The sequence below is a fragment of the Anabaena sp. FACHB-1391 genome, assembly GCF_014696755.1.
GTDB lineage: Bacteria > Cyanobacteriota > Cyanobacteriia > Cyanobacteriales > Nostocaceae > Dolichospermum > Dolichospermum planctonicum.
The window spans coordinates 88,256-112,990 of record NZ_JACJQS010000009.1 but is presented as its reverse complement, the minus strand read 5'-3'; the positions used below and the strand labels follow the sequence as shown (position 1 = coordinate 112,990).

The window sequence follows — 24,735 nt, the reverse complement described above, 5'->3', positions numbered from 1 at the left end:
ATTAAACATAAAACATAAATTATGGACATTTTAGAAAGCGTGAAAATGGCAACTACCACCTTATTAGCTAATAAGTTGCGGAGTAGTTTGACCATGTTGGGAATTATTATTGGTAATGCCTCAGTTATTGCTATGATTGGGATTGGAGAAGGGGCAAAAATATTTACAAATAAACAATTTCAATCCTTAGGACCTAATACTTTATTTGTTATTCCCGGTAGTCCAGGAACTCGCAGTAGAGCAACAGGAGTACCGAGAACTTTGGTTTTACAAGATGCTAAAGCGATCGCTAAACAAGTCCGTGCAGTCAAAGAAGTTGCTCCAGAGATTAATAACCGAATTACAATCACTTATCGCAATCGAAATACAACAAGTACGGTTATCGGTACTACTCCTAATTATCCCACAGTTCGTAGTTTAGAAATTAAGGAAGGAAGGTTTTTTAATGAATTCGATATTAAACGGAGTAAAAGAGTAGCAATATTAGGTCCAGATTTAGCCAATAAACTATTTGATAATCAAAATCCTCTGGGTCAGAAAATCCGCATTCAAAATACTACCTTTCAAGTAATTGGTTTAACCGTAGCCAAAGGTTCTTCCTTTGGGAGTAACAATGATGATACCGTCTATATTCCCATTAATACCATGTTTAGTCGTTTAGTGGGGAGAACATCCCCTTTTGGTATTAATATTGCCATGATTTCTGTATCAGCGAATGATGAAAATAGTATATCAGCAGCAGAGTTTCAAATGACAAATTTACTGCGTCGTCGGCACAAAATTATCCGCGAAGATGATTTTACCATTCAAACCCAAAAGAACCTCTTAGAAATCAGTAATTCAATTACCGGAGGATTGACAATAATGTTGGCTGCAATAGCTAGTATTTCCTTATTTGTGGGTGGTATTGGGATTATGAATATTATGCTAGTTTCTGTGACTGAACGTACTCAAGAAATTGGACTGCGTAAAGCTATCGGTGCAACGCAACAGGACATCCTTTTGCAATTTATGATTGAAGCTGTGATATTATCAGTAACTGGTGGTTTAATCGGCATTATTTTAGGTGGTGGTAGCATCATTTTAGTGGGAATATTTAGCCCTTTTCAATCTACAATTTCCCCAGCAGCAGTTCTTTTAACTGCGAGTGTTTCTGGTGCTATTGGTTTATTCTTCGGTGTCGTTCCGGCACGTCGTGCGGCTCAACTTGATCCCATGGTAGCACTAAGAACGGCGTAAAAATAATTAAAATTACAGATTTAGTATCGGTTTAACCATGAATTATCGGGGCAACCACGGGGGGTTTGCCCCTACATAAAATCGCCATTTTGTGGATTACAGAATCGGTGTTCTAGTCATCGCATTTTTAATTAAAATTCACACAAACAGCAATCTCTATGCTACAATGACAGTCTACATGAGGATAAATCTTTATGGCTAATACTCTGACTTTTAATAATACGAATGTTCCCCAAGCTGCACCAGAATCAGCAATTATTTGTTTAGAGGATATTTTTAAAGTTTATGGAATTGGAGATATAGAAGTTAAAGCACTTAATCAAGTGAATTTGGTGATAGAAAAAGGTGAATATTGTTCGATAATGGGTCCTTCTGGTTCGGGGAAATCCACAGCCATGAATATTATCGGTTGTTTAGATCGTCCTAGTCAGGGAAGTTATTATTTAGATAATTTGAATGTCGCGCAAATGAGTGATACAGAATTGGCGCATATTCGTAATAAAAAATTAGGGTTTGTCTTTCAACAATTCCATTTATTAAACCAATTAACAGCCTTAGAAAATGTCATGTTACCAATGGTATATGCTGGTGTTAAACCTGGGGAAAGAAAAGAACGAGCCACAGAAGCATTAATCAAGGTCGGTTTAGAAAAACGCCTCAATAATAAACCTACCCAATTATCAGGAGGACAACAACAAAGAGTAGCGATCGCTCGCGCCATTGTCAACCGTCCCGTTGTTCTCCTGGCTGACGAACCCACCGGCGCACTTGATTCTCATACAACTCAAGAAGTATTAGATTTATTTAGTGAACTTAATAGCAGTGGGATTACTGTTGTTATCGTCACCCATGAATCAGAAGTTGCGCGTCAAACTAAGCGCATTGTTTGGTTTCGTGATGGTGAAGTTGTTCATTCTCATCTTACTCCCAATGAATTACATCAGGTTGTTATATCTTAAATTTTGGTATTGTTGAATTGAGATATGAAATTCTAGAATTGAACCTTTTTTTAAAACTCTGACCTTTGCGTAAGACTAAAATTCATCTGCTTAATCAACAATACTGTTTTACCTTCTACCATTTTTTTGTCCCTGGATTATATTTTGGATAGGTCTAATATGATGAGGAAGGTTCTAATTGCGGTTAAATATTGCAAGATGGAAAGTTATCCCCTGGATTATGGGAACGACTTGGTTATGTTTCCTATCCAGTTCCCTAGCGATCAGGCCCTACCAAAGTCGCGCCTTCACTAAGGAGGGAACATTTACCCCCCAAATTGAGGGAGCTGCTGTTGATAAAAATGGAAATTTATATGCTGTGAGCTTTGGACAAAAGGAAACGATTGGTCGGGTTACTCCAGATGGGGTTAGCAGCTTATTTGTTAATATGCCCAAGGGTAGTACCGCTAATGGTATTCGGTTTAACCGTCGAGATGAGATGTTTGTCGCTGACTATACAGGACACAAGGTGCTGAAAATCACTCCAGAGGGAAAGATCAGTGTGTTTGCTGATGAACCCAAAATGAATCAACCAAATGATTTGGCTATTATGGACAATGATATTCTCTTTGCCAGTGATCCCAATTGGAAAGAGGGTACGGGTCAGTTGTGGCGTATCAATAAAGATGGTAAAACTGAACTCTTGGAAAAAAATATGGGAACGACCAACGGCATTGAAGTGTCACCAGATCAAACCAGACTTTACGTTAATGAAACTAAGCAACTTAGAGTTTGGGTATATGACTTAAATTCAAAAGGTGAAGTAAGTCACAAAAGACTACTACATCAATTTTCAGATGGTGGTTTAGATGGAATGCGTAGCGACATCATGGGAAACCTGTATATCACCCGCTGGGGCAAAGGAGAAGTTGTCAAAATGTCTCCCGAAGGAAAAATCCTCAAAACCATCCGACTCATTGGTCAACAACCAACCAATATTGACTTTGGAGGCCAGGATGGACGCACTGGCTTTGTGACTATAGCCGATAAAGGCAATATAGAGACCTTTCAAGTGGAACATCCGGGCAGGTCTTGGAAAATGCGGCATCGTGCTAAAAATGCTAATTGAAAAAATCCTTGATTCGTAGGTTGGGTTGAAGCACGTTCACAAAGTGTGGCGAAGCCATGACCCGACAAATGCGTATTTGTTGCGCTGTCGCTTAAACCAACCTACAAAAAATGGCGAAGGTATTGAGAAAAAGGAATAGCTTTCTCAGAATTTTAAGGAAGTGGGTTCAAGCCAGTCTAATCTTTACGTGGTTAATCTTTTCAATATCTGCAACCCCTAAACCCAGTGCCGCAGCAATCATTATATGCTGCGGCTGGCGCATATCAAATCCTTCTTCCTCCGAGGTTGTTCCTCCCGTAATACCTGTTTGCTTGGCTGGAGATTGGACTCCCATTCTCCCGGTTTTGGCCACAGGAGGTAGATTCATTGCAGCACGCTTGGCATCAATGATTTGCCACTCAATGCGATCCATGGCTACTGGATCTGTAGCAAAGAGCAGGGAGCGATAAGGCCAAGTATAGGGCGAATCCTTTTTACCAAAAGGACCCTTTTGATACACTCCTACCAATCCATCCATAATGTTAAGCACAGTCTTTTCTCGAATGGGCTGGAGGGAACAGATAGTAGGAATGAAAATATTACAGGCGTTAGTTTCCGGTTTTGCATGACTGCGGGCGACATTATTAACTAGTCCATGAGAGAGGTTCTTCAAAGCACCAGTGATACCAGCGGAACCATGATCTTTGAGTACGGGAATATTAATTAATTTGTTAATTTGCTTGGAGACTATATTACAAAGATGCGATCGCCGGGTACGATCATCTTTGGGGTCGTGAAGTTTGGGATCAATAAGTTCCATATAGGCGTAAACTTCTGGATCGTATCCCTTAATATCAAGTTGAACATCGTCATACTTTTCTACTGCACCTCCACCCCGCACACCATCCGGGAGATGTTTTTGGTAGCCAGCTTTAGCCCACATATCGCCATAGCGATCAAAAATAATTATATCTTGTGGTTTAACACCAGCAGACTTCAATCCATCAACGACTTCATAAATTAAGACATGATTAGAGATAGCCAGCGGTGCGCCCACTGGGTTAACCTTAATTCCTACTACATCCCCACGCTCAAACATGGAACGCCAGGAACTGACATTATCTGCTGCACCTGTTAACTCCATCATGCCACGGGCAACCATCTGGCGAACTGGTTCACGACGAAATTCACCATGAACTACAGATTCAATATGCCCGACTTCCACAACCCGTCCGGGGAAGGAACCTGGGATACCTAATCGTGAAATTACTGGTGTAGCTGTTGCCAGAGAAAATTTGTGGAATATTCCCATCACACTACCCGCCCCTACTGAGAGTGTTCCTAATAAAAGCTGACGGCGGTTAATGTTTAAGAAGTTATCAGAAAAGTTACTCATACCTTAAAAACCAGATATCTGATTGGGGTGAAACTAGCGAAGATTAGCAATAAAGGGTTTCTACCTTGAAAAACGTAGTTTTTTGAAATTACAACATTTCCCTGACTGAGATACACCATTAGCGGGCAAGATGCCCGCACCACAAGAGTTTTATCATTAATATCTGTACCTCATAACACCGGAAATTGATCTTCTTGTTAAAGCTCAGAACTCAGGCCAAAACCTAACTATTGACGCACTCATTCACAAAAATCACGAAAAATTGGGTTTGAGATTGTCAAATAATCAGGCTTGATTCTTACACAATTAGCAAGAGATTACTATCTATCCAAAGGTAGTTGCCAACAGTTTGAAATGACGGGATTTTATTTGTTAGTACAGACTATGGTTAATTTCTACGGTGTTTAAGTCCTAAGCCCTAATTACTATGAAACAATTGAAAAATTTTCAATACAAAAAAATACTCAATGCTGCTCTTTTATCCCTATTAGTTATATTATTTATACTTTTTTCATCCCTGACAGCATTTGCACGTAGCCAACTATTTTATACTATTTTTTACATAAGTACACCAATAATCATTGATGGCAAATTAGATGAGCCAGGATGGACGGCTGCGCCGGATGTAGGGAAATTCAAATTTCCCTGGTGGAATTCGGGGAAGCAAGAACAAACAGTCAGTAAATTGCTGTGGGATAATGATAATTTATATGTATCTTTTATTGTTGAAGATGCACATATTTGGGCAGAACAAACTCAGCGTGATAGTGCAGTTTATGAGGACGATTGTGTAGAAGTGTTTACAGCACCGAATGTAGATAAACCCCAGGTCTATTTTAATATTGAAATGAACGTGCGGGGGGCATTTCTAGATCAATTTCATCCTCAAGGTCCAGTACGGCCATTCACCTCCGCATGGAATGGTGAAGGCATAAAAATTGCTACCTCAATTGTCGGGACGCTAAATAACGACAGTGATACAGATAAATATTGGATTTTAGAAGCGGCGATTCCCTTCAGCAATTTTGCTAAGGTAGCCAAGAATACACCACCCAAATCAGGAGAAATTTGGCATCTCAACCTGAACCGCTTAGGTGGTAAAACAAATCCACAGCATAGCCAATGGTCTTCGGGCCAAACTCCAGACCCCCAATTTCATGTTCCCGAAGATTTTGGCCGTGTGGTATTTTTAAGAATGGAGAGTCCATTTTGGCAAAGATAAAATAAATTTTGGCAAAATAGGTAAAGATTGTAGAGCCGAGAATCCCTACCCATTGAACGTCTATGACCAATATTTTGTGTTCCTCAAAATGAATACTAGACCCGAATCTATCCCCAACTGGGAAGAAGAACTAGACAGTGCCATTTTTACCTTTGACGATATTCAAGCGGAACTTAATTACAAACAAGCCAAAACCGCATTACGAAACTTAGTGAATAATCTGGATCTTTCTCCTGGGGAAAAATTAGGTTTAGAAGCTGAAATTCACGATTTGGAAACTATGCTAGATAAATTAGAAAGCATGGTAGTCCAAATTGCTGCTTTTGGGATGGTAGGACGTGGTAAATCTTCTCTTCTTAATGCTTTAGTTGGTGAAGAGGTCTTTGTTACTGGTCCTTTACATGGTGTGACTCGTGATGCTCAAATGGTAAATTGGAGTATTAGTGAAGAAGTTTTGGGAACTTTGAAAGCTACATTACCTAGCAACGGCCAATCTCAAGTGGAATTAATTGATACTCCCGGATTAGATGAAGTAGACGGTGAAACTCGCGCCGCTTTGGCTGAACAAATCGCTAAACAAGCTGATTTAATTCTGTTTGTGATTGCAGGAGATATGACTAAAATTGAACAACTAGCTTTATCTCAATTACGAGAAGTAGGTAAACCGATAATCTTGGTCTTTAATAAAGTTGATCAATATCCTGAAACTGACAGAATTACAATTTACGAAAAAATTCGAGATGATAGGGTACGAGAATTACTTTCACCAGCAGAAATTGTCATGGCTTCCGCTGCTCCATTGGTAAGAATTGCAGTACAAAATTCCGATGGTACTAGGAGTGTAAAATTACAAAAAGGTAAGTCGCAAGTTGAAGAACTAAAATTAAAAATTTTGGAAGTTCTCCACCGTGAAGGTAAGGCTTTAGTGGCTTTAAATACTATGCTGTATGCTGATCATGTCAATGAGCAATTGGTACAGCGTAAACTGATCATTAGGGAAGAAAATGCTAATCAGTTAATTTGGAAAGCAGTAATTACTAAAGCATTGGCGATCGCCCTCAATCCTGTTACAGTAGTTGATATATTAAGTGCTGTCATTATAGATATTTCCTTAATTTTAGGTCTATCTAAACTTTATGGTATCCCTATGACAGAAACTGGTGCTGTCAAATTACTCCAAAAAATCGCTGTGAGTATGGGTGGTATTGGTGCTAGTGAACTATTCGCAAATCTTGGTTTAAGTGGTTTAAAAACTTTGTTAGGAATCTCAACAACAGCAACCGCAGGAATGACAATTGGACCCTATTTATCCATAGCTATTACTCAAGCAGGAGTAGCTGGTGTCTCTTCTTATGGTATCGGACAAGTTACTAAAGCTTATTTAGCAAATGGTGCAAATTGGGGACCAGATGGACCAAAGGCAGTAGTTAATCAAATTCTCTCAACTTTAAATGAAACTTCGATTTTAAACCGCATTAAAGATGAATTATTGATCAAAGTTAAACTGAGAAAAAAAATCTCAAATTAATCTCAAATTAATCTCAAATTTATGAATATATCTTATGAGTAAAAAATATCCTGATTTTCGTTTAAGATGGTCAAATTACATGACATTAAATCATTATGTTCAGGGAAGAAGCTAAGTGGTTAGCAAATATAATCTATTCTCTCAATCCTAACAGTGTATTCCCTATGCTGAATATTGGTAGTTCTAACAAAAAATTTAGAGAAGAAGAACAACCCTGGATTGATGAGTTATTATTCAAACCTGCCAGAACAAAAGGCTACTCAGTAATTCATACGGACATAAAAAATGATATAGGTGTTGATCTCGTCGGAGACTTATGCAGCCTTGATTTTTTAAAGAAACTTTCAGAAATGAATATTCAATCTGTTATCTGCTCCAACCTATTGGAACACATCAATAACAGAGAAGAAATAAGTAAAATTATTAGCTCTATTGTCCCTAAAAATGGCTATCTTTTCGTGACAGTTCCCTATAAATATCCTTATCACTGCGATCCTATTGATACAATGTTTCGACCCAGTATCCAGGAATTAAGTAGCCTGTTTCCCGATTTCAAAATTGTCAATGGGGAAATTCTCCCAGGGGGTTATTTAGTAAAATCAACTACTACTACTCCCATATTGTATACACTAGCGATGTTGATTCGACTTATGTTACCCATTTACCAACCATTGCGTTGGTTTGATTCTCTAAAATATGCTTTATGGCTATTCAAAGATATTTCTGTTAGCTGTGTTGTCTTAAAAAAAGTTAATTAGGGCTTGCTGATAGCTTGTGTGGTGTCTCTCGTTCCCAGTCTCCAGACTGGGAATGCAGTCCTAAAGGTTCTACCTCCGAATAATGAACCATGAAGAAACTTTCAGTGGTCAGTAGCATCAGTATAAACAAGTCGGTTCTAAATGTGTAATTTATTTCGTAGGATGACTGAAAATCCCAAACATTGCGCCTTTGCGTCTGGGCGCGAAAAATAATTCATAACTTTTGATACCAGAGATACTCAACTTGTGCAAGAAATGGGAAATCTGTTCTTAATAATGAATTTAAGGCAAAGGTGGAGTCGTTAGGTGCTAACCTAAGAGATGATATCGCTTGATCTGGGGTCTTAAAGAACCCACTTGTGAAAAACAGCTTCAATCATTTAGGCGCAGCATGGTCACCACCGCAGAAAAAACAAACATTGGGTACATTACCCAAATCATTGGTCCGGTTGTAGACGTTAAATTCCCCGGCGGTAAATTACCCCAAATCTACAACGCTTTAACTATCACTGGCACAAACGAAGCTGGACAACAACTGAAATTAACCGTTGAAGTACAGCAACTCCTGGGCGATAACCAAGTCCGGGCTGTAGCTATGAGTACCACAGATGGTTTAGTTCGTGGTTTAGAAGTTATTGATACTGGCGCTCCTATCACTGTACCCGTTGGTAAAGCCACCTTGGGACGGATTTTCAACGTTTTGGGCGAACCTGTAGACAATCAAGGTCCGGTAAACGCTGAAGCATCTCTAGCTATTCACCGGGACGCTCCTAAATTCACAGAGTTGGAAACCACTCCTTCTGTGTTTGAAACCGGTATTAAGGTTGTGGATTTGCTAACACCCTACAGACGCGGCGGTAAAATCGGTCTGTTCGGCGGTGCTGGTGTGGGTAAAACCGTGATCATGATGGAATTGATCAACAATATCGCTACCCAACATGGTGGTGTATCGGTATTTGCTGGTGTGGGTGAACGCACTCGTGAAGGTAATGACCTTTACAACGAAATGATGGAATCTGGAGTTATCAATAAGGATAATCTCAATGAATCCAAAATCGCTCTAGTTTATGGTCAAATGAACGAACCACCCGGAGCAAGAATGCGGGTTGGTTTATCTGGCTTGACAATGGCTGAGTATTTCCGTGATGTGAACAAGCAAGACGTATTGTTGTTTGTTGATAATATCTTCCGCTTTGTCCAAGCTGGTTCTGAAGTATCGGCGCTCTTGGGTCGGATGCCCTCCGCTGTAGGATATCAGCCTACTTTGGGTACAGATGTGGGTGCTTTGCAAGAACGGATTACCTCTACTACAGAAGGTTCTATTACTTCTATTCAAGCTGTATATGTACCTGCCGATGACTTGACCGATCCTGCTCCTGCAACTACCTTTGCTCACTTAGACGGAACAACTGTATTATCTCGCAGTTTGGCTTCTAAAGGTATCTATCCTGCGGTTGATCCTCTGGGTTCTACTTCTACTATGTTGCAACCTGGCATCGTTGGTAGTGATCATTATGATACTGCACGAGCTGTACAATCTACTCTGCAACGTTACAAAGAATTACAAGACATTATCGCCATTCTTGGTTTAGATGAATTGTCTGAAGAAGACCGTCTCATTGTCGCACGGGCGCGGAAAGTTGAACGGTTCTTGTCTCAGCCTTTCTTTGTCGCTGAGGTATTTACTGGTTCTCCTGGTAAGTATGTGAAGTTGGAAGACACCATTAAAGGATTTAAACAAATTCTTTCTGGTGAGTTGGATGCTTTACCTGAGCAAGCTTTCTACTTGGTAGGTGATATCAACGAAGCTAAAGCTAAAGCAGAAAAGCTCAAAGGCTAATGGCTAATGGGTAATGGGTAATGGGTAAGAAGTTCCTCCCAATTACCAATTACCAATTACCAATTACCAACCATAAGTAGAAACTAAAGAATATGACTCTGACCGTTCGTGTAATTTCCCCAGATAAAATCGTTTGGGATGCTGAAGCTGATGAAGTAGTTTTACCTAGCACTACTGGTCAGTTAGGTGTCCTGAGTGGACACGCCCCCATGTTAACAGCTTTAGATATTGGTGTTATGCGTGTTCGGGCTAATAAAAATGCCAATTGGCAAGCGATCGCTCTTTTAGGTGGGTTTGCTGAAGTTGATGAAGATGAAGTGACAATTCTAGTCAACGGTGCGGAACGTGGTGACTCAATTAAACTTGAAGAAGCCCGCACTGCTTTTAATGATGCACAAACACGCCTAAATCAAGTTACACAAGAAGATCTTCAAGGAAAAATCCAGGCTACAAAAGAACTTAAACGCGCTCGCGCTCGTTTTCAAGCTGCTGGCGGTTTGGTGTAAATTTAATTACAACTGCTGGATTTTCAGGGTGGGCTGTTTGTCCACCCTATTTTATTGGTATTTTATTTTAATTTCATTAGCTTTACAGCAGTTATCCGTTTATGAAGTACAGATATTAATAATAAAACTCTTGTGGTGCGGGCATACTTCGACCAATCTCAGTACAAGTCTTGCCCGCACAAAGTGTACCTCACTCAAGCCGAACTTGCTTTATCTTTTAGATACAGCAGTTATCCGTTTATGAAGTACAGATATTAATAATAAAACTCTTGTGGTGCGGGCATACTTCGACCAATCTCAGTACAAGTCTTGCCCGCACAAAGTGTACCTCACTCAAGCCGAACTTGCTTTATCTTTTAGATACAGCAGTTATCCGTTTATGAAGTACAGATATTAATAATAAAACTCTTGTGGTGCGGGCATCTTGCCCGCACAAGGTGTACCTCACTCAAAGCTACTTGCTGTAAGATTTGTGGTGTTTATCCTGCTATAATTTTTATCTCTTCTGCTGTTAGTTCGTAAAGTTGATAAACTAACTGATCTATTTCTGCTTCTAATGCAGTTGTATCTGCTTTTGGATCTGATTTTTTAGCGGTGAGGATTTGATTAACTATTTTTTCTAATAACAATTCTTCAGTTTCCGTAGGTTCTTTAATGGGTAACATTTCAATTTTATACTTTTTCCATCTATTTGTACCCATTCCTGTAGTAGTTGAAATCTGGTTAAAATACCATTCTGATAGTTTTGAATTTAAAATTGCTAACAAATATTTAAGTTTCTCACCAGTCATTAAAAATGTAGTAGCTTCAGCATAATAGTTAGAGTCATCAAAAGCAAATTTGGGTTGATCAGAAATTTCACCCCAAACAATTTTAGGTTTATGAAAATCTTCTAAATAAGCGCAATTTCTAAGATTTGTCCAATGCTTACCCTGATCTTGTCGTTGTTTTATTTCAGGAAGAAAAGAAAGCAGATAATTATAGATAAATGGATAATTTTCTTTAACTTTAATTCTCTCAATATTATTTTTTGCAACTCCATTATGTGTATTAATTAGATAAAATCCAGAAAATTCATAACTATATTTTTTTAAGTCTCTACCTCTTAAAATTGGCTGAATTATTTCAGCAGAATTAGAGCTTTCAGCAATTAATTGATTTTTAGTTTCTTCATTGATAATAAAAGCTGCATTTAGTCCAGTAAGCAAACCTCTATTAATATTAATATCAAATTCTTTTAAAAGTTTAGAGGATTGCTCTATTTTTTGTTTCAAACTTACGGTTTCTTCATTACCGATAATCCATTCTGATGTATTAGGTATTATAAATTGAAAACAATGTTTATCGAAATACTCATTTAATGAAGAACCGATAAGATAATTATTATTGAGACTAGCAACATCAAAAAATTCATTAACTTGATCTTTTTTCAAGATGATAATATTTGATTCTACAGTAGCTTCCTCAAAAATTTGCATATCTTCGATATTTAATAAAGTCTGAGGTTGCAGATTTTCAATTAAATATTTTTTCAGTAAATCACCATAAATAGTTTTTAACCAAGAATTAGAAGTAATGTAAGTTAAAAATCCTTCTTTTCTTAATAAACAACTTCCTTTCTCGTAAAACAAGCAATAAATATCTGCACCCTTTGTATAAGTTTGATAATTATTTTCAAAATAAGCCGTTTGATTTTTTTCTTTAATTTTAGATAGTGAAATATAAGGAGGATTTCCAATTACGACATCAAAACCGATAAAATCACCTTCATCATTCAAAACTTCAGGAAATTCAAACCGCCATTCAAAAGCATTTTGATAAAATTTACCGCTTTTTTTATCTTCAATTTCAGCATTGAGTTGATTAATTTCTTGTTCTAACTTTTCTTGCTTTTTTTGACGACTTTTTGCTTCTGCTTTACTTTCTACAAATAATGACTTTTGATCTCGTAAATGACGAAGTTCTGCAATTTTTTGATTTCGTTTCTCTATGTTCGGATCATTGCTACTAATTTCTGTGCTTATATTACCCTTAATATCATTAATTAATCGTTCCATTTCCTGTTTTTGATCTTTATTATCAGGGTGGAGATAGGTTTTTATAGCATTTCTATAACTTTCAATATTCCAATCGCTTTTTTTCAAAATCGTCCGTAAATCCCAATTTAAAGGAAAACGACTAATTAAAGAATTACCAGTTTTAATATTAATATCAATATTTGGTAAAGTTTGTAGTTCTCCTAAATTCCCCTCTCCTTGTAGGAGAGGGGTTAGGGGTGAGGTCTTATAATAAGCATTCTTTAAAAGTTCAATCCACAAACGTAACCGACAAATTTTTACTGAGTTAGGATTTATATCTACACCAAATAAACAATTTTCAATAATTGTCTGTTTTTCATAAAAAAGTGTTTCTTGTATGCGTCTACTTTCTGGATTTTTAGGATTATATGTGAAAAATTTTCCGTCATCATCTGTAATAATTAACTCATCATTTTCGATTTCTAGATGATAATCTCTTAAAGTTCTACCTTGTTTATCAAGTAAAATTTTTAACTCACTTTTAATAGTAATAATTTCATTTAAAGCTGAAACTAAAAAATGTCCAGAACCGACTGCTGGATCACAAATTTTTAAACTATTAATAATCTGATTAGCTTCTTTTTTATCTGTAATTCTATCATATAATTCATCCATATTTTCACAGTTCCAACCTTTAATTTCCCTGAACTTCTGTAAAACTGCTCTGCGGATAGTTTCCCGACACATATACATAGTAATAAAGCCAGGAGTGAAGAAAGAACCATCTTTATAACCGTTAATTTTCTCAAAAATCAACCCTAAAACAGACGCATTAATCAACGTTTTACTTTCTTCTTGGATTTCTTCTGTACCTTCACTACTAAAATCGTAAGCATCAAGAAATTCAAAAATATATTCTAGTGCTTTTAATTTTCCTGTACGTTTATGATCATGATTATCTTTAAGAACTGTATGATTAAAAATAGAAAGTTTCTCATCATTGACTAAATTACTAATAACTATTGTTTGATGTTCAATTTCTGATACTTCAAATAAAGAACTATTCAAATAAGGAATATTAGCAACAAGATTTTTTATATGTTCTTCTCTTTCCTCTGGTTTATGAGATAAAACACCAAAAAATAAACGGTTGAGATTACTAAAATCTTGAATTTTTGCTAAATTGAGAAATGCAAAAGACTTATTACCTTGATGATAGTTGATTAATTGAGATTCTAATAATTTTAAAAAGAGAATGCGATTAATCCAAGTAATAGCTAATTCTAAACTAACATTAAAAAGTCTATCTTCGTTGTTTTCTCCAAATTGTTCTGAATTTTCTAATCTATCAATCTTGCGTAATTCTTGCAACCGAGTCATAGTATTTTCAATTAATGAACCCTGTTCCCTTTCATGAATTGATTTACGCTGAATTAATTTTTTACTACCTTCTTTAATTTCGGTTAAACCAAGAATGTGTAGTAATTCACTATAAAAGTTTTTATTTAAACTATTACTATCATTAGTAGTAGGTAGCTTCAATAAATGCTGTGGTGAAAACAGCTTAAATAAAGGAATCAGTTTCTGATCATTTTCCGGATTTTGATTAATTAAATACTGTTGATAATCCCTAATATCAAAATGTGTAAAAACTAATTGATTTTGAATTTCATCTATTGCGGGTTGAGCAATTTCTTGATAAAAAAAATCAGTACGAGAATTAGATAGACGTTTTTCTTCAAAATCATTAAATTGCTTGACTAATTGTGTATTCTGAGCAAACAAATTTTCAAAAATTGTCGCATCAAAAACAAACCATTCATAAACATTAGTAGCAATTAAATATTTAATTTCTGGATTTTTATTTGTAATCCGTTCTCGTAAAAAGTATAAAACTAATTGTTGTAATGCTTTAGTATTTAAATTATCAACCTTGAGCATTTCATTGTTATTTACCTTTTTAGCTTCTAAAATCACACCAACACTGCTTTTAGTATCTTTGCCATTATAAATTACTAGGTCATTATTTGCTTTAATATTGATTAAGTAATCAGCACCATAATAGGTATTTTTCAAAAAATCAGTAAGAATATTTTTATGAAATTCCTCTCTTTCATTTTCATCAATTTGATTAATTAGTGTAATCAGATTCCTTTTAAATATCTCAAACTCATTTCTAATTGGTTTAATTCTCAGAAATCCTTTGTTTAATGCTTGTCTAGGTTGAATTTTATTGTTAATCATATTGAATTACCAAAAATTATCAAATAAATAATAATTTTATCATTAATAAATATTTCTTTTCCTATTGTAGCGATGATAGAGTTCCATTATCCCAAAGAGTGCCATTTAAGGTAGTTACGTTAACCCAGACGAAGTTATTAGCCATAATAGATACACCTTTTAGAATTTGTGATTTTGAAAAGAGTTAAAGTAATGTTAGAGTCTGGCGTTAACCCCGTTTTTATTCTACCACTAACTTCCCAAAATACTTACATAAATAAAATAAGTTTTGTAAAAAGCAGCTTATAAGCGCTTCTTAAACGGATGAATCAATCTGGTAAAAAATTTAGATAGGATTTAAGGAAACAGGCTGATTCATAGTGAAGTCACAAATTAGATAATTATTTCCCCAATGAGGTACACATATATGAAAAGCTTTCCATTTTCTGTGGGTAAGAGTAAGTACAATAAAATCGTGACATTGGCTACATCTGCGATCGCTGCCTTATCTTTAATAGGTGGTGTTAATGCTGCTAATGCCGCTCCCGGAGAAACACCAGCAGCAAAAGAAATAACCTCTGTATCAATATCAATCCCACCTGGTCAAACTCAGCCCGTAATTACCCAGTCTGTAACTCGCCAAATTCCTTATCAAGCCATGGGAATTGAACCTTTAATCATTGTTCCTGTGATCATTATTGGTGGTTGTATTTTCTTCGGTGGACTGGTAGTTATCGGTGAGCGCGAGGTGGGCATTGTTGTGAGAAAATTTACCTTTTCTGGTAAAGTATTACCCCCTAATAGATTAATCGCTTTAAATGGTGAAGCTGGTTTACAAGCAGATACCCTGGCCCCTGGTTGGCACTGGGGTTATTGGCCTTGGCAGTATGCTGTCAAAAAAGAGCCGGTAATCATTGTCCCCCAAGGAGAAATCGCTCTGGTTGTCGCCGCTGATGGGGCTTCTAACCCTCCAGAGCGGATTTTGGGCAAAATTGTCGAATGTGATAATTTTCAAGATGCTCGCAAATTTTTGACGAAAGGTGGCGAAAAAGGACGACAAATTGCTTTTATTACCGCTGGTACTTACCGGATTAACACTGCTCTGTTTAAAGTTATTACCACAGCAAATGCGACTACTCATGGTATGCGTCCAGAACAATTGCGTATTTATGAAGTAGCAGCAGACAAAGTTGGTATTGTCACCACGTTAGATGGTTCACCAATTCCAGCAGGTGAAATTGCTGGACGTTTGATTGGTGGCCATGATAACTTCCAAAATGGTCAAAAATTTATTGATGCTGGGGGACAACGGGGTTTACAAGAACAGGTATTATTATCGGGTTCGTGGAATCTCAACCCTTGGTTGGTAAATATCGAACAAGTACGGATGACGGAAATTCCCATTGGTTATGTCGGTGTGGTGATTTCTTTTGTCGGTGAAGATCAGGAAGATGTCAGTGGTGCGGCTTTTACTCACGGAAACTTAGTCAATCAAGGACACAAGGGTGTTTGGGTTGAACCATTGTATCCAGGAAAACACCCGCTCAATACTAAGGTGATGAAAGTTGAGTTAGTACCGACGACAAATATCGTTTTAAACTTTACTGACAGAATTGTGGGACAGCACGGGTATGATACTAATTTGAAGGCGTTAAAACTGCTGTCGTTTGATGGTTTTAGCTTTGATTTAGAGATATTTCAAATTATCCACATTGGGGCTTCAGACGCGCCAAAAGTGATTTCTCGCTTAGGTTCGATGCAAAATGTCATAGACCAAGTTTTGCGTCCCATTGTGGGCAATTATTTCCGTAATTCCGCTCAAGAATATACCATTTTGGATTTCTTGATTGCCCGTAGCGAGCGCCAAATAGAAGCTTCTGAATACGTTAAATCTGCTTTGCGTGCCTATGATGTGCAAGCTGTGGATTCTTTAATTGGTTTAATTACGCCCCCGAAAGAATTAATGCACACTTTGACAGAACGGAAAATCGCGGAGGAACAACGTAAAACTTACGAAGTGCAGCAAATGGCCGAAACCCAACGACAAATGTTGGTCAGGGAAACAGCATTAGCTGATATTCAGCAAGATTTGGTACAATCAGAACAAGGTGTGACAATTGCCCAATTGCAAGCTAACGCCCAAATTCAGCAAGCAACCGGTGAAGCGGAAGCCATTAAACTGAAAGCTGTCGCGGAGGCTGAAGGTATTCGCGCCACAGGTAACGCTAAAGCGGAAACCTACCTCGCCGGTGTGGAAGCTTTAGGAAAACAAGGTTATACGGCGATGCAATTAATGCAAATTATAGGCGATCGCAATGTCCGTATTATACCTGACATTACGGTAAGTAGCAGCAATGGTAATGGTAATAGTAACAGTTTAGTAGATGGTTTACTCTCAATGATTCTCTGGAATCAAACAGGACAAACACAAGCAGAAACAAAGGTATCTAAACCACCATCTCTTCCCAATCCCATTATTATTAAACCTGAACCAGCGAGTCACAACATTCAGATATAGGTTTAATTTGACTTACTGCGATAAAGCTCACCTTAACTCCTCTCCAGGACGGAGAGGGGTATTTTACTTAAACTGTACTGGATTGAATTTGTCTAATTATAGCAGGCAAGATGCCCGCACCACAAGATTTAGTATAATTATAAGCAATTATAGCGGGCAAGATGCCCGCACCACAAGATTTAGTATAATTATAAGCAATCATAGCAGGTAAGATGCCCATAGCACAATATTTAGTATAATTATAAGCAATCATAGCAGGTAAGATGCCCACAGCACAAGATTTAGTATAATTATAAGCAATCATAGCAGGTAAGATGCCCATACCACAATATTTAGTATAATTATAAGCAATTAAAGCAGGTAAGATGCCCATAGCACAATATTTAGTATAATTATAAGCAATCATAGCAGGTAAGATGCCCACAGCACAATATTTAGTATAATTATAAGCAATTAAAGCAGGTAAGATGCCCACAGCACAATATTTAGCCATATTAATTCGCTATGTCATCATTTCTGTGTGAGTTCTATTTTTGATTTTTGTACCCAAGCACGAAAGGAACGAATCATAGAAATTTCGCCGATTTCCAGACTTTGAGCTAAAAAGCGGGGAATTTCTGTGGTTAGGGGTAAATTGGCAAAGGTGGGAGAAACGTCACAGGGAATATAAACACCATTACTGAGTTGATAAATCTGCATTACTGGATGATCATAACGCCAAACTTCGGGAACACCTAAAGCCAAATAAATCGGTAATCTATCCAGGGAAGCGCTGGTATAATCAACTTCTATAATTAAATCTGGTGGAGGATCTTGAGTCAAATCTAGAGTTTGTTTATTTCGCATTATCGGTTCATTTTGGATGTAAAAACTAGAATCTGGTTCTACACCTTTGGCTAAATCTTGACGTTTACAGGTCACTGAACCGGTACTTTTAATATTAAGATTAAGTTCCTCTGCTAAATTATCAATGAGCTTTTCTATCAGTCTTTTATTATGTTCATGAGGCATTAAAGGAGTCATAATTTCTAGTGTTCCCTGGTTGTAGGCTAGACGGGTAGCGCGATGATTGCCCATTTCTGTTAAAATGGTTTCAAAAGTGTGCCAAGAAATATTAGCGAGTATAGCGCGGTGGGAGTGAGCGGGTGCTATGGTTAGCATGAGACTTCACCTCGTATTTTTTATTAGGATATCATTATTTATTAATTTGTAAATAATGTATCCAAGTTTCAAGATTTCTTCTAAAGACAAAGATTGCTATTACCTATTACCTATTACCTATTACCTATTACCTATTACCGGTTATGGCATACAATATTGGAATTGACTAATATTCAGCCCCGTCAAGTTAAAAACAGTATCTTATGCCAGCATTTTTATTAGAGGTCGGTACAGAAGAATTACCCGCCGGTTTTTTGAGTGATGCTATTGTACAATGGAAATCGCGCATTCCCCACAGCCTAGCAACTCATAATCTCCCCGACGCTGTGGTTGAAGTCTATGGAACACCGCGACGGTTAGCGGTTCTCATTACCGGTTTACCCTCCCAACAAGCAGACAGAGAAGAGGAAATCAAAGGACCACCCGCACAAGCAGCCTTTAAAGATGGACAACCCACTAAAGCTGCCATTGGTTTTGCCAGTAAGCAAGGTGTAGATATTTCTGCTTTAGAAATTCGTCCCACGGAAAAAGGGGATTTCGTCTTTGTGAATAAGCAAATTCCCGGTCGTCCCATTGCGGATATTTTAACCGAACTTGTGCCTGAATGGGTCTGGAACTTGGAGGGCAAGCGGTTAATGCGGTGGGGACATGGTGACGGACGATTTTCCCGACCAATTCGGTGGTTAGTGACATTATTAGATGGGGATATCTTACCATTACAATTAGAAAATGGGGCAAAAATTGTCAAAAGCAATCGCATTTCTCGCACCCATAGAGTATTACACCCCGAACCCGTCAGCATTTCCCACGCTACAGAATATGTCAAAACATTGGCTTCTGGTTATGTAAATGTCCCTCCAGAAAACCGAGGGGAAATTATCACAAATCAAGTTAAAGCAGCAGCGGAAAAATTAGGCGGATATACCCCAATTTACCCGGAATTATTAGCGGAAGTTGTCAATTTAGTGGAATATCCCACAGCAGTTATTGGACAATTTGAGGAGGAATTTCTCAAGTTACCAAAAGAAGTAATTACCGAGGTTATGGTCAGTCACCAGCGGTATTTTCCCGTTTTCAAAAATGCAGAATGTCAGCAATTATTGCCCAATTTTATCACCATTAGTAACGGAGATCCCGCCAAATATGATATTATTGCTGTGGGGAATGCGAGGGTAATTCGCGCAAGGTTAGCAGACGGCAGATTTTTCTATGAAGCTGATGTATCTAAACCTTTAGAAAGCTTTTTACCTCAATTAGAAAAAGTTACATTCCAAGAAGATTTAGGTTCTGTTCGTGCTAAGGTCGAAAGAATAGTTAAAAATGCAGAAAAAATTAGTAATCAACTACAATTAAATCCAATTCAAAGCCAAAATATACAAAGGGCTGCATTACTCTGTAAAGCCGATTTAGTGACGCAAATGGTCTATGAATTTCCAGAATTACAGGGAATTATGGGCGAAAAATACGCCTTAGCTAGTGGTGAAGACCCAGAAGTGGCAAAAGCGATTTTTGAGCATTATTTACCCAGAAATGCTGATGATATTTTCCCCCAAACTCTTACTGGTCAAATTGTCGGTTTAGCTGATAGATTAGATACATTAACTAGTATCTTTGGTTTAGGTTTAATTCCTACAGGTTCTTCCGATCCTTTTGCATTACGTCGCGCTGCTAATGCCATAATTAATATTACCTGGTTGGCAAATTTACCAATTAATTTATCAGCCTTATTAGCAGAAATTACCGCAGATTTTGCAGCAGCTTTTAACAAAGATGCTAAATCCTTAATTAACACATTACGCGAATTTTTCCTACAACGGATTCGCACCTTATTACAAGATGAAAAACAGATCGATTATGATTTGGTAAATGCGGTTTTAGGAGAAAATGATCCTGAATATACAGAACGTGCATTAGTAGATTTATTAGATGTCCGCGATCGCGCCATCTATTTACAAAAAATCCGTCAAGATGGTACATTAGATAAAATCTACGAAACCGTCAACCGTTCTACCCGGTTAGCAGCCCAGGGAAATTTAGACTTGGAAACCCTAGCACCACAAACCTTAATTAACCCCGAACTATTCCAGAAAAAATCTGAATCTGCATTTTACAACGCCTTGGTTGAACTAGTTCCCCAAACCCAAGCAGCACAACAAAACCGTGATTATCAACTGTTAGTATCCGCACTGACAAAAATCGCCCCCACCGTTAGTACATTTTTTGATGGTGAAGATAGCGTTTTAGTCATGGACGCAAATCCCGATATTAAGCGAAATCGCTTAAATTTGCTGGGATTATTGCGAAATCATGGTCGCATTTTAGCAGATTTTGGTGCAATAGTGAAAAATTTGTAGTCAAAAGCAACAAAAAGTTGTGTAATTGCTGCCAATTAACGCTACTATAGTAGAGCTTAACCAGGGATGATACACGGTCAATGCCAGAAGCGTTAATTATTGGATTAGGAAAGTCCGGTGTTGCTGCGGCAAGATTGTTGAAACAGGAAGGCTGGGAGGTAGAACTTTATGACAGTAGCACCTCCCCAACCCTTCTCAAACAACAACAGGAACTCGCCAGCGAACACATTACCGTTAAATTAAAAACCACACCAGAATTTACCAATTCTGATTTATCCAAATTAATCATTGTCAGTCCCGGAGTTCCTTGGGATATTCCTATTTTAGCCCAAGCGCGAGAACTGGGAATGGAAACTATCGGCGAAATGGAACTAGCTTGGCGACATTTACAAGATATCCCCTGGGTAGGAATTACTGGTACAAATGGTAAAACCACTACCACAGCCTTAATTGCGGCTATTTTCCAAACGGCAGGATTAAACGCTCCCGCCTGTGGTAATATCGGCTATGCTGCTTGTGAGGTAGCAATCCAAAGTCTCAAATCTCAAATCCACAATCGCCCTGATTGGATAATTGGCGAAATTAGCAGTTATCAAATCGAATCTTCTGTAACTTTAGCACCTCGCATTGGCATTTGGACAACTTTCACACCAGATCATTTAGCCCGTCACAAAACATTAGAAAATTACTATCATATCAAGGCCAAATTATTACACAATTCCCAGTTACAAATATTTAATGGTGATGATCTTTACTTGCGTCAATTAGGATTAAATCATTGGCCTCAGGCCTATTGGACAAGCGTTAAAGGTCGAGAATTTCTGATTGGTGAAAAAGGCTTTTATATAGAAAATGGCTGGGTAATGGAAAAAATCACGGCTACACCCCAAGCCATTGTCGAGGTATCTGCATTGCGAATGGTAGGGGAACATAACCAGCAAAATCTGCTCATGTCCGTCGCCGCTGCTAGATTAGCCGGTATAGATATTACCGCTATTTCCCAGGCTGTCCGTGAATTTCCTGGTGTTCCCCATCGCTTAGAACATATCTGTAATTGGCAAGGAGTTGATTTTATTAACGATAGTAAAGCCACTAATTACGACGCAGCGGCGGTAGGTTTAGCATCTGTGCAAAGCCCCGCTATTTTAATCGCTGGTGGAGAAGCTAAAGCGGGAGATGATACCGCTTGGTTAGGGCAAATTCAAGCTAAAGCCGCCGCTGTCTTACTCATAGGTAACGCAGCACCGGCATTTTCTAAACGTCTGCAAGAGGTGGGATATAGTAATTATCACATAGTCGAAACTATGGAAAACGCCGTATCCTTATCTGGGGAACTAGCGAAAAAACATCAAGCTTCAGTAGTATTACTATCTCCTGCTTGCGCTAGTTTTGATCAATATCCTAATTTTGAAATGCGGGGTGAAGACTTTCGCCAATTGTGTCAGAAATATCTGCTAAATGTTGCTGAATAAGGGTGTATTTTTTTTCACGCAGAGGCGCACAGACGCGGAGAGTCAGGGAGGTTTGTCGGAATATTTTTGAAATTTCTCTCTTGGGAAGGATTATTAATATATGAATAACCTATAGGATGGATAATATATTTTACCCTGAGTGAAGTTGGGCTTGGTTTACCCTCCAAGCCTTTTTATTTTTTCCCTGTATTTCATAGTTTTTGTTCTGGTCAACTGGGATATTTTTTCTATTTTTCGCAAAAGTAACATTACTAAATCTAATTGAGGATCTGATATCATGATTACGCAGCGGTAATTCATCAATTACCGCTACTTTCATTAAGACAGAATTACTGGGGTTGGGGTGGCTTTATTGATGTTATTTTTAGCTATTTCTAAGTATATCAAAAGGGCGTTGATATCCGCTGGGTTAACACCACCAATTCTCGCAGCTTGTCCAATAGTTAAGGGTTGGACTTTATTCAACTTTTCTCTCGCTTCCTTTGATAAAGTATCAATGGTTGAGTAGTCCAAATTACTAGGTAGTTGGCGATTTGCTTGACGGGCAACTTGGTCAATTTGGTTTTGCTGTCTTGCTAAATAACCAGCATACTTGATATCAATTTCCGCTCCTTCTTTTTCCGCTTGTTTGAGGTTGGGGTTATGGAGTCCGTAACGCTCCAAGTCAATGTAATGGATACCCGAACGACGCAGCAAGTCAGCAAGGGTAATAGAACCTTTAATTGCCTGTTGGGTATCATGAGCGATCGCTTGTCCTACTGCCTCATTTTCCTTTATTCTAGTACAATGCAGCCGTTCTTTCTCCGCCGTAATTTGTGCTTGTTTTTCACTAAACAAATTCCAGCGCCTATCATCAATTAAACCAATTTCCCGTCCCAAGGGTGTCATGCGGAGATCAGCATTATCAGAACGTAGTAATAACCGATACTCTGAACGACTTGTAAGCATACGATAAGGTTCTCGTAAATCCTTCGTACACAGGTCATCAATTAAAGTGCCAATATAACTTTGTTCACGGGGAAAAATAATCATTTCTTCACCCCGTACAAACCGCGCTGCATTGATTCCTGCTACTATCCCTTGAGCAGCAGCCTCTTCATAACCTGTAGTCCCATTTACCTGTCCGGCACAAAATAATCCAGGCACTTTCTTAGTCATCAAGGTAGGAAAACACTGGGTTGCAGGTAAATAATCATACTCTACTGCATAGGCAGGACGTAACATCACACAATTTTCTAAACCTGTCAAACTCCGCAACATCAAAATTTGCAAAGTTTCTGGTAAACCGGTAGAAAAACCCTGAATGTATAATTCAGGAATATCTCTTCCTTCCGGTTCAATAAAGATTTGGTGACTTTCTTTATCTACAAAGCGGACAATTTTATCTTCAATACTCGGACAATAGCGGGGACCGGTTGCTTCCACCCAACCACCATACACAGGGGACAGATGTAAATTTTCCTGAATTAAACGATGAGTTTCTTTAGTGGTTCGAGTCATGTGACAAGGCATTTGTTCCCGTTCTACCCAGACTTCAGGGTCAAAACTGAACCACCGTACAGCGTCGTCTCCGGGTTGAACTTCCATTTTAGTGTAATCAACAGAACGTTTATCAACCCGTGCTGGTGTCCCGGTTTTCAGTCTACCGGTTTCAAATCCTAAGCGGTTCAAAGTTTGTGTTAACCCTTCCGCTGCAAACTCTCCCGCGCGGCCTGCGGCCATGGATTTATTTCCCACCCAAATTTTCCCACCTAAAAACGTCCCCGTGGTGAGAATTACCGCTTTACAGTGAAAAGATACGCCAAAATAAGTTTCTAAACCAATAACTTGATTATGATCATTTAAGATTAAATCTGTCACCATCCCTTCTCTAATTGTCAAATTCTCTTGATTTTCGACAATTCCCTTCATTATCGCCGCATATTCTCTTTTATCAGTTTGCGCTCGTAATGCCCAGACCGCAGGACCTCGTGAGGAATTGAGGATACGTTTTTGTAAGTATGTCCGGTCTGCCATTTTGCCAATTTCTCCCCCTAAAGCGTCTATTTCATGGGTTAATTGGGATTTAGCAGGTCCACCGACTGCGGGGTTACAGGGTTGCCAAGCGATTTTATCTAAGTTTAGGGTCAATAGCAGAGTTCGACAACCGAGGCGAGCAGTAGCCAGCGCTGCTTCACAACCTGCGTGACCTGCACCGACGACAATTACATCATAAGCGTCTGGAAATTCAGTGAAATTGTGCATGGTCTTAGTTACAAAATTAAGTTAGTTAGGAATTATGATATAAATTCCCTATTATACATTATTTTTAATTTGTTGGTGATTGGCGATCTGCTTACAGCAGTGCTTGGCGATCGCACTATACTTAAAATTAGGTCTATTCTTAATCCGATACCAGCAAATACCAGTACCGCTTTTAAATTCTCTGTTTTCATATATTAATTGTCTACTATT

Annotated in this window: 16 protein-coding genes; 11 read left to right on the top strand and 5 right to left on the bottom strand. The window is 38.1% G+C overall.

The features are described from left to right. Nucleotides 1–21: 21 nt before the first annotated feature. The 3 genes from H6F62_RS06555 (at nt 22) to H6F62_RS06545 (ending at nt 3,306) form a co-directional block, all read left to right on the top strand. Nucleotides 22–1,239: an ABC transporter permease gene (locus H6F62_RS06555; RefSeq protein ID WP_137908238.1), complete on the top strand. Its 1,218-nt coding sequence runs from the start codon at nt 22–24 to the stop codon at nt 1,237–1,239. Between the two features lie 194 nt (nt 1,240–1,433). Continuing rightward, nucleotides 1,434–2,198, top strand: coding sequence for an ABC transporter ATP-binding protein (locus H6F62_RS06550; RefSeq protein ID WP_028085333.1), 765 nt, complete (start codon nt 1,434–1,436; stop codon nt 2,196–2,198). A 178-nt stretch (nt 2,199–2,376) separates the two neighbouring features. Next, on the top strand, nt 2,377–3,306 hold the full coding sequence (locus H6F62_RS06545; RefSeq protein WP_199290969.1) for an SMP-30/gluconolactonase/LRE family protein: 930 nt from the start codon (nt 2,377–2,379) through the stop codon (nt 3,304–3,306). Between the two features lie 166 nt (nt 3,307–3,472). On the opposite strand, the gene H6F62_RS06540 is transcribed toward H6F62_RS06545, so the two are convergent. Further along, the gene (locus H6F62_RS06540; protein ID WP_190371621.1) at nt 3,473–4,681 is read right to left on the bottom strand and encodes a DUF362 domain-containing protein; all 1,209 of its coding nucleotides are present in this window, start codon (nt 4,679–4,681) and stop codon (nt 3,473–3,475) included. Between the two features lie 427 nt (nt 4,682–5,108). Here H6F62_RS06540 and H6F62_RS06535 point away from each other — a divergent pair, with 427 nt between their 5' ends. The 5 genes from H6F62_RS06535 to atpC all read left to right on the top strand — a co-directional run bounded on the left by H6F62_RS06535 (nt 5,109) and on the right by atpC (nt 10,535). After that, a complete protein-coding gene (locus tag H6F62_RS06535) occupies nt 5,109–5,903 on the top strand; it encodes a carbohydrate-binding family 9-like protein (protein ID WP_190371620.1) in 795 nt (264 codons plus the stop codon). A gap of 88 nt (nt 5,904–5,991) precedes the next feature. Next, nucleotides 5,992–7,431 carry a GTP-binding protein gene (locus H6F62_RS06530; protein WP_137908235.1) on the top strand — a complete coding sequence of 480 codons (1,440 nt, stop codon included), beginning with the start codon at nt 5,992–5,994 and terminating at the stop codon, nt 7,429–7,431. Nucleotides 7,432–7,526: 95 nt separating this feature from the next. Beyond that, entirely contained in the window at nt 7,527–8,189 is a 663-nt protein-coding gene (locus tag H6F62_RS06525) for a methyltransferase type 11 (RefSeq protein WP_137908234.1), read from the top strand. Between the two features lie 391 nt (nt 8,190–8,580). Beyond that, nucleotides 8,581–10,029 (top strand): F0F1 ATP synthase subunit beta, encoded by a 1,449-nt coding sequence (gene atpD / locus H6F62_RS06520; RefSeq protein ID WP_137908233.1) that lies wholly within the window; start codon nt 8,581–8,583, stop codon nt 10,027–10,029. A gap of 92 nt (nt 10,030–10,121) precedes the next feature. Then, nucleotides 10,122–10,535, top strand: coding sequence for an ATP synthase F1 subunit epsilon (gene atpC / locus H6F62_RS06515; RefSeq protein WP_137908232.1), 414 nt, complete (start codon nt 10,122–10,124; stop codon nt 10,533–10,535). Between the two features lie 479 nt (nt 10,536–11,014). Here the strand turns inward: atpC and H6F62_RS06510 are convergent, their stop codons facing one another. Beyond that, nucleotides 11,015–14,797, bottom strand: coding sequence for a TaqI-like C-terminal specificity domain-containing protein (locus tag H6F62_RS06510; RefSeq protein WP_190371619.1), 3,783 nt, complete (start codon nt 14,795–14,797; stop codon nt 11,015–11,017). Between the two features lie 406 nt (nt 14,798–15,203). Between H6F62_RS06510 and H6F62_RS06505 the strand changes: the two genes are divergently transcribed. Continuing rightward, nucleotides 15,204–17,294 carry a flotillin family protein gene (locus H6F62_RS06505; RefSeq protein WP_190371618.1) on the top strand — a complete coding sequence of 697 codons (2,091 nt, stop codon included), beginning with the start codon at nt 15,204–15,206 and terminating at the stop codon, nt 17,292–17,294. A 67-nt stretch (nt 17,295–17,361) separates the two neighbouring features. Here H6F62_RS06505 and H6F62_RS06500 read toward each other — a convergent pair whose 3' ends face one another. Both H6F62_RS06500 and H6F62_RS06495 read right to left on the bottom strand, forming a co-directional pair. After that, nucleotides 17,362–17,787: a hypothetical protein gene (locus H6F62_RS06500; RefSeq protein WP_190371617.1), complete on the bottom strand. Its 426-nt coding sequence runs from the start codon at nt 17,785–17,787 to the stop codon at nt 17,362–17,364. A 17-nt stretch (nt 17,788–17,804) separates the two neighbouring features. Then, a complete protein-coding gene (locus H6F62_RS06495) occupies nt 17,805–18,455 on the bottom strand; it encodes a Uma2 family endonuclease (protein WP_137908228.1) in 651 nt (216 codons plus the stop codon). 203 nt (nt 18,456–18,658) lie between these two features. Here H6F62_RS06495 and glyS point away from each other — a divergent pair, with 203 nt between their 5' ends. After that, on the top strand, nt 18,659–20,809 hold the full coding sequence (glyS, locus tag H6F62_RS06490) for a glycine--tRNA ligase subunit beta (RefSeq protein WP_190371616.1): 2,151 nt from the start codon (nt 18,659–18,661) through the stop codon (nt 20,807–20,809). Nucleotides 20,810–20,889: 80 nt separating this feature from the next. Further along, nucleotides 20,890–22,281: a UDP-N-acetylmuramoyl-L-alanine--D-glutamate ligase gene (gene murD / locus H6F62_RS06485; RefSeq protein ID WP_137908224.1), complete on the top strand. Its 1,392-nt coding sequence runs from the start codon at nt 20,890–20,892 to the stop codon at nt 22,279–22,281. A 318-nt stretch (nt 22,282–22,599) separates the two neighbouring features. On the opposite strand, the gene mnmG is transcribed toward murD, so the two are convergent. Then, nucleotides 22,600–24,525 (bottom strand): tRNA uridine-5-carboxymethylaminomethyl(34) synthesis enzyme MnmG, encoded by a 1,926-nt coding sequence (gene mnmG / locus H6F62_RS06480; RefSeq protein ID WP_137908223.1) that lies wholly within the window; start codon nt 24,523–24,525, stop codon nt 22,600–22,602. Nucleotides 24,526–24,735 lie beyond the last annotated feature (210 nt).